At 55.6% G+C, this 13,202-nt stretch carries 10 protein-coding genes and 1 pseudogene; 9 read left to right on the top strand and 2 right to left on the bottom strand.

Annotated features, from left to right (window positions below):
• Nucleotides 1–34: 34 nt before the first annotated feature.
• Nucleotides 35–1,753 carry a putative bifunctional diguanylate cyclase/phosphodiesterase gene (locus ACLM42_RS03665; RefSeq protein ID WP_415399778.1) on the bottom strand — a complete coding sequence of 573 codons (1,719 nt, stop codon included), beginning with the start codon at nt 1,751–1,753 and terminating at the stop codon, nt 35–37.
• A 285-nt stretch (nt 1,754–2,038) separates the two neighbouring features.
• Here ACLM42_RS03665 and ACLM42_RS03670 point away from each other — a divergent pair, with 285 nt between their 5' ends.
• From ACLM42_RS03670 to folP, 5 genes are read left to right on the top strand one after another with little or no spacing between them, the layout of a single operon-like run.
• On the top strand, nt 2,039–2,881 hold the full coding sequence (locus tag ACLM42_RS03670; RefSeq protein ID WP_415399779.1) for an ABC transporter substrate-binding protein: 843 nt from the start codon (nt 2,039–2,041) through the stop codon (nt 2,879–2,881).
• 59 nt (nt 2,882–2,940) lie between these two features.
• Nucleotides 2,941–4,131 carry a GGDEF domain-containing protein gene (locus tag ACLM42_RS03675; protein ID WP_415399780.1) on the top strand — a complete coding sequence of 397 codons (1,191 nt, stop codon included), beginning with the start codon at nt 2,941–2,943 and terminating at the stop codon, nt 4,129–4,131.
• Between the two features lie 9 nt (nt 4,132–4,140).
• Nucleotides 4,141–4,365: an RNA-binding S4 domain-containing protein gene (locus ACLM42_RS03680; RefSeq protein WP_247911277.1), complete on the top strand. Its 225-nt coding sequence runs from the start codon at nt 4,141–4,143 to the stop codon at nt 4,363–4,365.
• A 45-nt stretch (nt 4,366–4,410) separates the two neighbouring features.
• Nucleotides 4,411–5,142, top strand: a complete 732-nt coding sequence (tpiA, locus tag ACLM42_RS03685; protein ID WP_247911276.1) for a triose-phosphate isomerase — start codon at nt 4,411–4,413, stop codon at nt 5,140–5,142.
• Nucleotides 5,142–5,975 carry a dihydropteroate synthase gene (gene folP, locus ACLM42_RS03690; RefSeq protein ID WP_415399781.1) on the top strand — a complete coding sequence of 278 codons (834 nt, stop codon included), beginning with the start codon at nt 5,142–5,144 and terminating at the stop codon, nt 5,973–5,975. Before tpiA ends, folP begins: the two co-directional genes overlap by 1 nt.
• Here folP and ACLM42_RS03695 read toward each other — a convergent pair.
• A complete protein-coding gene (locus tag ACLM42_RS03695; RefSeq protein WP_415399782.1) occupies nt 5,972–6,652 on the bottom strand; it encodes a hypothetical protein in 681 nt (226 codons plus the stop codon). The genes folP and ACLM42_RS03695 overlap by 4 nt on opposite strands.
• Before the next feature lie 183 nt (nt 6,653–6,835).
• Between ACLM42_RS03695 and ACLM42_RS03700 the strand changes: the two genes are divergently transcribed.
• The 4 genes and pseudogenes from ACLM42_RS03700 to ACLM42_RS03715 form a co-directional block, all read left to right on the top strand.
• Nucleotides 6,836–8,569: an ABC transporter transmembrane domain-containing protein gene (locus ACLM42_RS03700; RefSeq protein ID WP_415399783.1), complete on the top strand. Its 1,734-nt coding sequence runs from the start codon at nt 6,836–6,838 to the stop codon at nt 8,567–8,569.
• Nucleotides 8,566–10,710 (top strand): ATP-binding cassette domain-containing protein, encoded by a 2,145-nt coding sequence (locus tag ACLM42_RS03705; RefSeq protein WP_415399784.1) that lies wholly within the window; start codon nt 8,566–8,568, stop codon nt 10,708–10,710. Before ACLM42_RS03700 ends, ACLM42_RS03705 begins: the two co-directional genes overlap by 4 nt.
• A 35-nt stretch (nt 10,711–10,745) precedes the next feature.
• Nucleotides 10,746–12,143: an HlyD family type I secretion periplasmic adaptor subunit gene (locus tag ACLM42_RS03710; protein ID WP_415399785.1), complete on the top strand. Its 1,398-nt coding sequence runs from the start codon at nt 10,746–10,748 to the stop codon at nt 12,141–12,143.
• 292 nt (nt 12,144–12,435) lie between these two features.
• Nucleotides 12,436–13,176 (top strand): annotated as a pseudogene (locus ACLM42_RS03715) (DUF5801 repeats-in-toxin domain-containing protein); the annotation flags it as partial.
• Nucleotides 13,177–13,202 lie beyond the last annotated feature (26 nt).

Raw genomic sequence — 13,202 nt, forward strand, 5'->3', positions numbered from 1 at the left:
TTGTCTGATTGGCGCTTGATCTGGCTAGGTCCACTCATCCAGGCTCGGTGCCCATGCACAGTCGCTTCGCATGGCTGAGCAGGTCGTTGAGCTCACTGGCCGTCTCTTCGGCACTCTTCGGCTTTGCCAAAAGAAAGCCTTGAAAGCCATCACATCCCAGTCGCTTGAGTTGCTGGAGTTGTTGGATCGTCTCAACTCCTTCGGCTAGGGATTTCAATCCCAGTCCGTGGGCGAGTTGGGTTGTGGCTCGAACAATCGCATAGTCATTAGGGTCTCGCTCCATATCTGTGACAAAGCCCTTGTCAATTTTGAATCCCTTGAGTGGCAGCCTCTGCAACGTTTTCAGATTGGAAAATCCTGTACCAAAATCGTCAACCCAAAGACAAACCCCCAGCTTTTGAAGTCTTTGAAGGCGCATTGCTGCGTCATTCGGATTTTTGAGTAGTGCAGTTTCTGTGAGTTCCAGCTCGATACGATTGGGTGAAAGACGCTCCTGCTGACAGATTTCGGCTATTAACTCATCGAGCGGGTCTGCATCGGGATTGAGTTGTTCGGCTGAAACGTTGATAGATAGTTTTGGAATGTGGATGTTGTTGCGCTCCAGCTCGGCGAATTGTTGAACTGCTGTTTTTAAAGTCCAGCTCCCAATACCTTCTATTAATCCACTCTGTTCGGCGATAGGGATAAATCTTGTGCACGGAACAAACGCTTCCCCTTGGCGGTTCCAGCGAAGCAGTGCTTCTGCTCCCATGAGGCTGCCGTTGTGATCAAACTGCAGCTGATAGTGAAGTTTGAGTTCATTTCTTTCTATGGCCCTCGAGAGTTTTTGCTCGAGGTCGAGGGCCTCGCGAATCGACGTGCTGAGAGATTCTGAGTACACCTGAACTTTCCCTTGGCCGCGTCTTTGAGCAGCAGCAAGAGCTGTTCTGGCGGCTTTAATCGGATCGTCATCGGCTGTCGTGATGCCAGGCCAGGTGCTGATTCCAACGCAGGCACTGAGGTGTATGGATGGCAATCTTTCTAGGCTCCTCGAGGCTGTTCGAAGACTCTCCTGTAAGCGTTTGCCATGCTGGATGGCGTCCTCAGTGCTCTTGACTACGTCTGTCTGAATGATGACAAAGCTGTCGCTGTCGAACTTTGCAAGCCAGTCTTTGGGGGCGATCTGATCGCGAAGATGTCTCGCTAGCCAGACTAAGAGTCTGTTCCCATTTGAGATTCCAAAAGTGTCATTGATCTCTTCGAAATGATCGATATCTAGGCAGGTGACTGTGATCGTGGTGTTTTTGCTGGCTCCACTGATGATGTCACTGATGTAGATCTCTGTTGCTGCTCGATTGGGTAAATGTGTGAGTCTGTCTGTTTGGATGGGCTCGTATCTTTCGCCTTTAGTGATTTGAAGCTCTGGGTACTCCTGTATGGTCCCGATGGAGTAGAGGGGGTGCCCTTCGTTGTCGAAGCTTGTAAAGCAGCGATGATCCACAAAGCGCTCAGTACCATTCTTCAATCGAAGTCGATGCTCGATTCGAGTGGCTTGTCCGCTCAATTGTGATTGCTGGAGTTCCGTTCGGACTCGCTCTCGATCTTCTTTGGCAACGACATCGAGTAACTGGTCCATGGTCTGCCCGCTTCCTTCCTCCGAGCGAAGAAGCTGACAGAGCTGCGGCGACCAGAGCATCGACCCATCGCCACCATGCTTCTGCAGCCAGCAGCCAAGTTTGAGGTGGTACTCGGCATCCAGTAGCAGCTGAAGCATGGCCTCTGGATCACTGACTGCTCTTGACAGAAGGCACGACGAACCAACTCTTCAGCTCAACCCTAGTCACAGATCTGAGTGAGATCTGCTTCGAGTGAAAGGCTTTTTCCTCAGGGTTGGCCAATAGGTTGAACTTGGCCTCAGGCTGCCCCCTGGATGTCTCGGAGATCCCTTCCTGGCCTACTGCTGGCTGCCTGCCTTGTCTGGTTCGTTGGGTCTTGCGCTTCACGTCGCCCCTCCATTGATGTCCCTGTCTCGAGTTGGCCTGGCTATGAGTACTTCTATTTGGCTCGCGAGTTGGGGTTTGATCGGGTCGAGGGTATTGAGATCTTTCCTCGGCAGTATCCAGATCCTCAATCCATTGTTCATGCTTATCTCAGGGCAGAGCTTCCGATAGCACAATTAACCACTATCGAGTTGGTTGAACTTTGTGCTCGAGTGCCTGAGCGGTGTCCGGTTGTTGTCTTGGTTCTGGATGAGTCAGTCGGGGCTGATCAGATCATTTCTGTTCCGTCACTCCGCTCAATTCGAGATCTGAAGGGCAAGTCGATTGCCGTCTCGCACTCCAACTTTGGGCCGTTTGTCCTCGGTCGGGCACTACAGCTTCATGGTTTATCGCTCAGTGAGATCAAGATGCGCAAGATGGCACTTGGGTTGATGCCAAAAGCCTTGTTCACTGGCTCTGTCGATGCAGCGGTCCTTCCCTCTCCCTCTAGCAGCGTCACATTGCGAGGTGCTGCCTTTCGCCCACTCTTCAATAGTGCAGTCATTCCAGGTGAGGTCTTGACTGTTTTTGTGGTTGAAAAAAACTTTCTTAGATTAAATCAAAATATTGTTGTTTCCCTATTGAGGTCCTGGTCTGCAGCCCACACCGAAGCCAGGCTAAGGCCTCAGAGCGCCCTCCCACTTCTGGCTGAACGGGAACGCCTGACCGTCGATGAGTTCCGAGCAGCGGAACAAGGTTTGCGTTATTTCAGTTTGTCCGATCAGGTCGAAATGCTACAGCCTGAAGGACACGTCGCTCGCAACATTGAAGCGGTGCGTGACTTGCAAGAGAAACTGCAGCTCATTCCCCGGGGGTCGATCACACCGACGGTGACTTCTACGTATGTTGAAGCGGCACAATGAGTCATCTCAGATCAGCACAACGACTTGTTTCATCAACCAAGGGGCTTCTGCATCAACGGGTGAATCAGGAACTGATCTTTCTGTCACTGGTCGTGACCGCTTTGGGTTCTTGCCTCTTGGTTGGGGTTAGCGGATTTCTGGTTGTGCAAGCCGCTATGAGCGAGGCAGAACGCCAGGCACGATCCATTGAGCACGATCTTGTCACTAGTGTCACCAGTTATCAACCTGTCGAGCAGGTCCAGCGGGAACTCCAGCTCAAAGCCGCTTCAAGAGATTTGCAATCGGTTGTTCTTCTAGGTCCAGGTGGAAGAGTCATTGCGGCGAACGACAATACGATGCTGGGTCGTTCAGTCTTTGGCCTCAGCTGGTGGAAAAGGCTGGGGAGAATCCCGAGTGACGTGTTGACTTGCCTTCGTCCAAGCGATGTGGCTGCCGCTTGCCATTCTGTTCAACCAGTGAATCAGTTTCAAGGATTCATCCCTGCCTTCGGCAGCCAGCGACTGGTCCACTTTGCTCCGACTCCCTTAGCGATTGAGGGGCGGCCTGATCTGGGTAACCGTGGGCTATTGGTACTCGAGCTTGATCTCTCTCCCGTGACTCAGCGGTGGTCCCGTTGGATTGCGCTCGTTTTTGTTGCAGGTTTTGCACCACTCTTTCTCACGGAAACGGCGCTGGTGTTCTTTTTGCGTCGCCGCCTTTTGCCAGAGTTACTGGGATTGGCTCAAGTTGATTGTTTGTCTGGGGTTTTTAATCGACGTTCTTTTTTTGAGATGGCTGCCCAGCGGATTGGAGAGTTCAAGCAGAATCAGTGCCTGTGTGTTGTCGCTTTGATTGATATCGATCGTTTTAAGTCGATTAATGATACCTATGGTCATCCTGCTGGGGACGAAGTGATCACTCAGTTATCCGCCCTCTTTCGTGATGTGATTCCTTCTGGCGATCTGATTGGCCGCCTCGGAGGCGATGAATTTGGTGTCCTGATGCTGGAGTCCGCTGCGGAAGCTGCTGCTGTTCTGGAGTCCTTGCGCTGTCAGGTTGCAGCACGTTCCTGGCGGATGAATGACGGGTCTCTTGTGCATTTCACGTTGTCGATTGGCATGGCGGATTCACGCCTGGCTCAGGCCTGCAACATCGATGAGCTCTTGGCTGCTGCGGACGTGGGTCTCTATACGGCTAAAGGCAATGGTGGGAACAGCCTGGTTCCACCGAACGAGGCGGGAACTCAGGGTTGGACAATGCAATTGGCATGAGTTGACAGCGTGAGCACACCCCTGGGGACTTCCGAGCCCATTCGCTTGGATCAATTTCTGAAATGGCAAGGCTTGGTCTTCACAGGTGGTGAAGCCAAGCAGCGCATTCAAGGCGGGGAGGTCCGGGTCAATGGCTTCCAGGAGACCCAGCGTGGTCGGAAGCTGAAAGCCGGTGACCGGATCGAGCTCGCTGGAGAGACAGTTCTCGTACCTCAGCAGCTCGACCTTCGCTGAGGTCCTCAGACCTTAGGTTGGATCGTTAGTCGACCTATGAACGCAGTGCGGAAGGCTGTCATCGCGGGCAATTGGAAGATGCACATGACCTGCGCTGAGGCGCAGGCCTTTGCTGAGAGCTTCAAGCCTCTGGTGGCCGGCCTCCCTAGCGATCGTGAGGTGGTTTTGGCCCCTCCTTTTACGGCCATAGCCAGCTTGAGCAGTTCCCTTGCGGGCAGTGGGATTCGGATTGCGGCTCAGAACATCCACTGGCAAGAGAAGGGGGCCTTTACGGGGATGGTCTCTGCCGGAATGCTCCTCGAGCATGGAGTGAGTCACGCCATCGTTGGCCACAGTGAGCCCCGCAAGTACTACAGCGAGACCGACGAGCAGATCAATCTTCGGGCCCGAAGTGCCCAGAAGCACACCATCACCCCGATCCTGTGCGTTGGCGAGAGCGATTCGCAACGGGAGGCAGGGGAAGCAGAGAAGGTGATCCGCCGCCAGGTGCAGCAAGGGGTGGATGGCTTGGATCCCAGCCGATTGATCATTGCCTACGAACCGATTTGGGCCATCGGCACGGGTAAAACCTGTGAAGCTGCTGAAGCCAATCGGATCTGCGGTCTGATTCGAGAGTGGGTTGGTTATTCCGACGTGGTGGTGCAGTACGGCGGTTCTGTGAATCCAGGAACGATTGACCAGTTGATGGCCCAGAGCGATATCGACGGTGTTCTCGTGGGTGGGGCTTCCCTGGATCCAGAGGGCTTTGCTCGCATTGCGAATTACCAGCCGGTCTGATGGCCAGGGCCTTGGGCCAGCCAACCCAGGTAATGGGGGTGATCAATCTCACTCCTGATTCCTTCAGCGATGGAGGTCGCTTTCGCTCTCCAGACCAGGCTTTGAGGCAGGCCAGGAAGCTGGTCAAAGCAGGGGTAGGGATCTTGGATCTTGGGGCCCAAAGCACCCGTCCCGGTGCTGAGGATGTCGGCGGTGTAGAGGAGCTGAATCGCCTCCTTCCAAGTCTCCAGACGATTCGATCAGCCTTCCCGCCGGGATTGGGTCAGCCGCTGATCTCGGTGGACACCTATCGGGCCTGTGTCGCCCAGCGGGCCATTGAAGCTGGTGCGGACTGGATCAACGACATCAGCGGCGGCGTTCGGGATCCCGATTTGTTGGCTGTTGTCGCTGCAGCGGACTGCCCCTATGTGCTGATGCATTCCCGAGGCGACAGCCATTCCATGGATTCGTTGACGGACTACGGCCCTGAGGGAGTGATTGCTGGCGTGCTCAGGGAGCTTCGGCATGCCACGGAGCGTGCTCTTGCTGCGGGTATTCGCCCGGAGCGCTTGATTTGGGACCCGGGCTTGGGGTTTGCCAAAACCACGGAGCAAAATCTTGAGCTGCTCCAGGGACTTGAGCAGCTCAAGGTGGATGGCATCCCGCTTCTCGTGGGGCCTTCGCGCAAGCGGTTTATCGGAGCTGTGTTGGATGAGCCCCGCCCTAAGGCCCGACTCTGGGGTACAGCAGCTGTCGTCGCCCGGTGCGTCGCGGCTGGTGTGGATGTGGTGCGTGTTCACGATGGAGCGGCCATTGTCCAGGTGGCACGCATGGCGGATGCGCTTTGGGCCTAACTCGCGAATTCAATCTCGCCGGCTGGCGTGAGTTGTGCCTCACTAAAGAACTTGGCCGTTTGCTCTGAAATCACCCCTTGGCTCGCCAGGATCTCTCCAAGCCGCTTGCCATTCATCCGCTGGTCGGCCAGGGCTTGATTGAGTGTGGTCTCGCTGATGAGCTCTAGCTCCTTCAGGCGCTCTCCGAGGCGCTGGTCATTGAAGCCTCGATCGGCATAGAGCGACGGATTGATCAGTAATTCCAGCATCGGCCCAGAGACCTTGAGATTCAGCCTGAGGAATTCACCCAAACGCTGGTTCGCGGCAAAGGGTTGGTAATCCAACAGGAGTTTCTCGAGCTCGTTCAGATCGATCACTCCTGCACCAACCAACTTTTGGCCAAGGGGCTTGGTCTGAAATAAGTCTTTCGCGGCCTCGTCATCGAGCAGGGCTTCTTCGAGTTCTCCTTCGATCACCGTTGGGCTCTGAAAGCTTTCTTGAATCCAGGGGTCGTTTTGAAGAAAGTTCAGTAGATCCCCTGGCTTCACACACAAAGAGCCAAAGTGCTGTTCGACTAACTCCTCAACAAAGGCCATCTCGGTCGCTGGACCGATCACCTGAAAGGGTATGGACTGTCCTTGTCCATTGGCGATTAATTCCACTTGATTGCGCTCAGTGGATAACTCAAAACGAAACACGAGCCAATCCTCGCAGCTGTACCGAAGACTAATCAGATCGATTTCTGCTGTCGGTTGATGGGGTGTGCTTGATGCTTGTGTTTCGAAACGCGACGCGAAACGACTCCCTTTCTTAAGAGTTTCCCTGGGGCCTCCATCAGGCTTGGAGCTGCATATCTTTTCTTCAGGCAATTTTGAGGGCGCATGGTTTCGAGCCTTGATGAGGCGTTCCAATCGCGCAAGAGCGTCCGGCATGTTCTCTCGGCATCGGTTCGTCGCAGCAAACAGTCGCTGAATGCTGCATTTGACCTCTTGGAAGAAGCGATGTCCCATCGCTTCTTCCAGTCCTTGCGAAACGTTCAGTGGTCGGATTACCAGCTGAAGCCCATCTTGGTGGCTTCAGTGCTGATCAACATTCTCGAGCTTTCTTCCCCGCTTTACATCAATATCGTCTTCACCTCAGTCCTCCCCTCTGGCTCGATGTCGAGCTTGGTGGTCTTGAGCGTGGGTGTCGTGCTGTTGATGATCTTGGGGGGCTGGCTCAAAAGTGTGCGTCTGGTGTTGACCGGTGCTGATGGAGCTCGCGTCGAGCATCAGAAACGGCTCGAGGCTGTGTCCCATTTCTTGCAGTTGGGACTGCCGGATTTCTTGGCACTATCTCCAGGCCGGCATTTGCAGCGTTTGAACAGCATCAACCTCCTGCGGGATGAGAGTTCTTTGCAGGCGCTGACCACGGCCATTGATTTGGTCTTCTCGCTGCTGTTTGTGGTCGTCTTGTTCTTGATCGCTGGCAGCGTTGGCGTGATCGCTGTTCTTGCGATCATTGTCTACCTCTTTCGCGCTCTGGCCTTCGCGCGGGACTATGAGCGGCTCTCACGACGTCGGGACCAAACCGAGCTTGAGACCCGCACGTATCAAGACAAGTTGGTCGATGCCATGGATTTGATCAAATCCAATGGTCTTGGTTCGCAGTTTTTGGTGGCTAGTGAGCGCTACCAAGAAGAGCAGGCCTATGACCGGATGCTGCACAACACCTTCGCGGGGCAGTACCAGGCTTTTGGTTCCTTGATGGGACAGATCACCTTCGCCGCTGGCGTCACCTGGGGGGCGCTGTTGGTCGTGAACGATCGTCTACTCGTCGGTGCCCTTGCTGCCGCTCTGCTGTTGCTTGGCAAGATCCTCGCCCCTTGGCAGCAAGCGATGGGGCTATGGAACAGCTATCGCCGCTTGAGCCTTTCGAGGGATGAATACGACGCACTGATGGCCTTGCCTGTCGAGGGTAGTGGGGGCAGCAGGCAGCTTCCATCTGGGGGGCTGCTCACGATTTCGCGGCACGGTTCTCCATTGGTCGAGGCGAAGAAAGGCTCTGTGGTGTTGCTTCGGGATCAGCGCTTTGGCGTCGATGTGCGGCAGTTGTTTTTGGAGTTAATTCAGGTCAGCCCCAACCCTGAGTTGTGCCTGGATGGTGAGCCGATCGCGTCCTATCGACGCGTTCAGCTACGGGATGACATTGCTTACGTCGATCCATCCCGCGCTTTTTTCCAGGGGACGTTGCTGGAGAACATCACCTGTTTTCAGCCCAGTCGTCTGAGACGAAAAGCCTTGTTCTGGTCCTTCCTGACTGGCTTGGACCAACAGGTTCGTGCCTTGCCCCATGGCTATGGAACAGCCATGGGTGGAGCGCTTCCAACGGGCCTCTCGCGTGACGCTCAAGCCCTTGCGCACCTGGTGACGGCTCTGACTCGTAATCCTCACCTCCTGCTTCTTGATCTCAGTGATTGTTCCTACGGGAAGGCTTTTATCGATGGACTCACACGGGTCCTTCATCGCTGTCACGGCCACTTAACCGTGTTGATTGCGGGTAGGGGGTTGGTGCTCTCCGAGCTTGCTGATCAACAACTCGATCTCCAAGCCGCCCTGCAGGAGGCCAGCTCATGACGTTGTCCCGCAATGGCTCTGACTCCAGCAGTCGCGCTCAGTTGATTCGTGATCTCACGCTTAGTTCCGACGCTCCGTTGGCCTTTTGCCTGCGACTGTTGTTGCAGCAGTTGATGTGGATGGGACGGTCAGAGCAGCTGTTTGAGCTGTTTGGTCCTGATCCCCGCCAGATGGACCTGGTTGATGCCCGGAATCTGCTGTTGCGGTTGGGCTACGGCAGCACCCAGGAGATTCTTCAGAGCTGGGATCAGCTACAGGGTTACGGCCTACCGGCGCTCTATCTGACACCCGAGCAGCACCCTTATGTGCTGTCACGGGACGAGCAAGGCCGCCTGTTGGCTGCCAACGCTGAAGGTCGCGTTGGCATTGAAAATGTGCCTGTCGGCGGCAGCCTGGTTGTTTTTTACGAAGCGCCTCCCAGCGACCGCGTGGCCTTGGTGCAGCAGGTGCTGTACCGCTTCCGGAATCGCATTTCGCTGCTCTACGGCATCAGCTTTGCCCTTGCTCTATTGGCACTGGTTGTGCCCTTCTACATCAGGGCCGTTTACAACGTTGTGATTCCCAGTGAAAACCTCTTCACCGGAGCCTGGTTGTTTCTTGGCGTCTTGTTGTTGTTTGGTCTGGATTGGACCTTGCGTCAATGGAGAAGCAGTCAGTTGGCGCAGCTGGCGGCACGCCTTGATGCCTTATTGGGAGTCAAGCTGATCGAGAAGACGATCGGACTGGATTCCAACCAGACTGAAACCTTAGGGACTCGCAGCTACCGCAATCGGCAACGCAATCTCGATGCGCTTTTGGTGTATCTGCAAGGACCGCTTGCCCTGGCCCTGCTGGACTTTCCATTTGTTCTGCTCTATCTGGGTGCGATTGCACTTATCGCAGGGCCCTTGGTCTTGATCCCCTTGGTGTTGATGGGCATCACCGCCATCTTGGTCCTGGTGATGGCTCGTTATTACGGCGTCGCTGCTGATCTGAGCCTCTCCAGTGAAATCGGAATCGCTCAGGCGCAGCAGGAGTTGGTGAGCCGTTTTCTGGAGGTCAAGCAATCCAGTTTGGAGTGGGTCTGGCTTCAGCGGTTGCGCGGTCTCTCGGCTCAGAGCACCAGCAGCGCACTGACGATCAATCGCCAATTGGGGCGCCTGCAGGTTGTTGTCAGCACCGCCTCTCAGCTGGCCGGGGTGTTGACTCTGGCTTTCGGGGTTTGGCTCGCTTCGAACAGTGAGGAGGGTGCCGCTGCCATGGGCACTCTGATTGCCGCAATGTTCTTCGTCTGGAGGGTCTTTACGCCCTTCCAGCAGTTGATGAATGCGATGTTGCGTTTGGGTTCGATGCGCAAGCAGTTCGCCCAACTGGATCAGTTCTTCAAGCTTCGTCAATCCACGCGGATGGCAGCTGAATCACCGCATCATCGGCTCTATGGCTCGGTCCTTTTGGATTCCGGCACCTGTCGATTGGGTCGTGACAGCAGTTTGGCTTTGACGCGGGCTTCCCTGTCGGTCGAACCCGGACAAATCCTGGCCCTGACGGGGAAAGCCGGCTGCGGAAAAAGTGCGGTGTTGCGGGTGATTGATCAGTTGTATCCGCTCTCCAATGGCTCATTGCTCTTTGACGGTGTCGACTATCGCCAGTTCAGTCCTGATCTGATTCAAAGCAACATCGCTTTCGTGATGGAGCGCTCAGAGCTGCTGCCTGGGACGGTGCTCTCCAACCTGATGGCGATGAATACCGACGTCACGCCGACCCACGTGCGCTCGATTTGCGATCGCATCGGGATTTTGGACTATCTGGAGTCATTGCCTGATGGGCTTGATACCTCCCTGGATGAGGCATTCGTCTATCAGCTGCCCCATGGGGTATTGCGTTTGCTCTCCTTGGCGCAGGCCCTGATTAAAGACACCCCAATCCTGTTGATCGACGACCTCAGTCAGGGGTTGTCTCCGGATCAATTCCAAACTTTTCTCGAGGCCCTGCCCTCTTTTCGGGTGTCGTTCTTTAGCGGCCAACCGCGCAGTGTTGTGATCGCCACCGACAACCGCTTGTTACTGGAGAAGGTCGATCAGCTCTGCATCCTCGACAAAGGGGTGACGACCTTCCAGGGCACTCCTGAGGAGTTACGCCAACGGCTGCAAAACAATCCCTAGATCCGATCCACTGTTCACCATTTTCTCTTCATGCCATGACTTCCTTCCCTGTCAACACCAACCCTGAGCCAACCAAGAACGAGGGTGCATCCACTCCCCCCTCTGCCGGCTGGTTTGCCAAGCTGCCTGGCTTGGATCAATCCGACGTGGCGGCGTTGGTTGGACATCAGCGTTTATCCCAGGCCCTTGATCTCGAGCAAAAGCCGGACAATCGTCACCTGCGCTTGTCCTTGTACTTCCTTGGTGGTGCAGCAGCTTTGTTTGTTCCCTGGGCGGCGCTGACTCCGTTGACGCAGGTCGTTCAGGCTTCCGGTGAGGTCGTGCCGGAGGGTGCGGTGAATGTGGTTCAGCACCTGGAGGGAGGGATTGTCTCCAAGGTGGATGTCCGCGATGGCCAGGAGGTGAAAGAGGGACAGGTGTTGCTGGAGCTCAACCCCAAGTTGGTGGGCAGTGAATATGACGCCGCTGAGCAGAAGCTCGAGAACCTGTTGCTGCAGCAAAAGCAACTGCAGGCGGCGATTCGTGGTGACGCCACCATCTCAGTTGGCGATCTCAAGGGGATGGAGCAGGGCAACAAGGTCAGTGCTGCCCAGCAACAGCTGCTGACCAGTCGCCTTGCCAATCGAGCCGACCAGCTGGCGGCTGCTCGGGCGACGGTGCAGCAGAAGCAGGCAGAGGTCGATGGGTTGAACGAGCAGATCAATCTCCAAACCCAGCAGGTGGCGATGTGGGCGTCGCTTCAGGAATCCGGCGGGGCCTCAAGGTTGCAGTTGCTCCATACCAAGACGCAGTTAGCGGAGATGAAGGGGGCGCGGAATGAAGCGCGCAAGGCCCTGAGCCAGGCACAAGCCAACCTGAAGGGGGTGGAATCCGGACTGCAGTTCGAGAACAACTCACAAATTGCGGAGTTGGTGAGCGAAGAAGCTGTCGTGGCCGAAAACATCAAAAAAGTGCGCAACCAGCTCGAGCGCACCAAGGTCACGGCCCCGGTCAGTGGGGTGATCAGCGACCTGCGCTACAAGGCCCCAGGTGCTGTGGTGGGCCCAGGTGCCGTGGTTCTGCAGGTCGTTCCGACTGGCAGTAAGAAGTTGGTGGAGGTGCGGGTGCCATCCAAAGACATTGGCTTTGTGAAGGTGGGTCAACGGGTGGACGTGAAGCTCCAGCCGTTTGATTCCACCATTTATGGCTCTGTGCCCGGCAAGGTGCTGAGTTTGGCGGGCACAACGGTTCAAGATCCGGATACCCGTGCCTACTACTACCTGGCACGGGTGGAGCTGGACCGGCAGTTTGTGGATCAGCGCCGCAAGAAATTTCCGATTCAAGCGGGGATGCCTCTGGTTGCGGATATCCAGGGGCAACGCCGCAGCGTTCTGCGTTATCTCTTCCAGCCGTTTACTCGGACGATGGATTCAGCCCTTCGAGAGAGTCGCTAAAGACCTCTCTTTTGTTTTTTCGCTTGATCACTTCCTTCCAGATCCAAGCCTGCATGCGGGATCTGGAAGGCTTCTTTCTATCTCCTTTCGATTTGCCTTGATTCTTAACCACCTGCCCTACTTCTTTGCCTTCTGAAGGCAACCGATGTCAATACCTTGGCAATAGATGTGCGCTTCGGCGTAGGGATCGATGCCAGCAGAAGAAGGACTCGGTTTTGCTCTCAATCCTGGTGGCGATGCCCAAGCGGCAGAAACCGATCGGGACATGGCGGGCAACGTCCAGGACCGGAAGATGCCCGATCCACACGGTGAGTTTCTTCTGCCAGGTGGGGCCACGGCGTTTCAGAACATTCCCTACGAAGGGATCCCGGAAACGGTGGACCAGCCACCACCGCCAGAGGTTGTGGCGAAGCCCACGATCCCTGGTCCGCAGTACGCACCGCAGGGGAGCAGCGGGGGCATCCCTTTGTTCCCCACTACAACTGTTGAGGAGTCCCAACCGGCATTGGTCCCGCAGCAGGAGCCTGGCCAGCCACCGACGGGGGATGCGTCTGATCCGCTCCAACCCCAGGCATTTGCGGTCGAAGGCGACACGATTAGTGATTTAACGAACACTTCCCCCGGGACGCCGGAGGATCCACCTGAGCTGGAGTTCAGTCTTGATGATGATCCACTGTTGACGCAAGACTCATCTCTCTCTACTGCAACTAATCCAAGCGAGGGATCAAATGTAGGTGACGGTCAAGATGTGGCTCTCTCAGAGGTCACGATTTCGATTCCTGTTGTTGCTCCGGCTCCGGGCACGTTGGCCTTTGAGCTTCTGCTTGGCGATAGTACCGACCTGCCACTGGTGGATGTCAGCACAGGTCAGACGGTTACACTGGTTCAGGTGAGTGAGCTCGTTGTTGAAGGGCGCAATACTGACGGCGATGTTGTCTTTCGTGTCTCCACGGCTAGTACTAGTGGCACTGTCACACTGACGCAGTTGCGAGCTGTTGAACATGGTGTTCCTGGCTCGGAGACTGATAATGAGATTGGCTTGGGTCTCGATACAAGCCA

The organism is Synechococcus sp. W4D4 (genome assembly GCF_047716805.1).
Classification (GTDB): Bacteria; Cyanobacteriota; Cyanobacteriia; order PCC-6307; family Cyanobiaceae; genus Vulcanococcus.

Bases quoted from the DNA above. Each gene is read 5' to 3' on its own strand.
- ACLM42_RS03700 (WP_415399783.1), top strand. From the start codon at position 6,836: ATGGTTTCGAGCCTTGATGAGGCGTTCCAATCGCGCAAGAGCGTCCGG.
- folP (WP_415399781.1), top strand. From the start codon at position 5,142: ATGGCCAGGGCCTTGGGCCAGCCAACCCAGGTAATGGGGGTGATCAAT.
- ACLM42_RS03665 (WP_415399778.1), bottom strand. From the start codon at position 1,753: ATGCTTCAGCTGCTACTGGATGCCGAGTACCACCTCAAACTTGGCTGC.
- ACLM42_RS03710 (WP_415399785.1), top strand. From the start codon at position 10,746: ATGACTTCCTTCCCTGTCAACACCAACCCTGAGCCAACCAAGAACGAG.
- ACLM42_RS03705 (WP_415399784.1), top strand. From the start codon at position 8,566: ATGACGTTGTCCCGCAATGGCTCTGACTCCAGCAGTCGCGCTCAGTTG.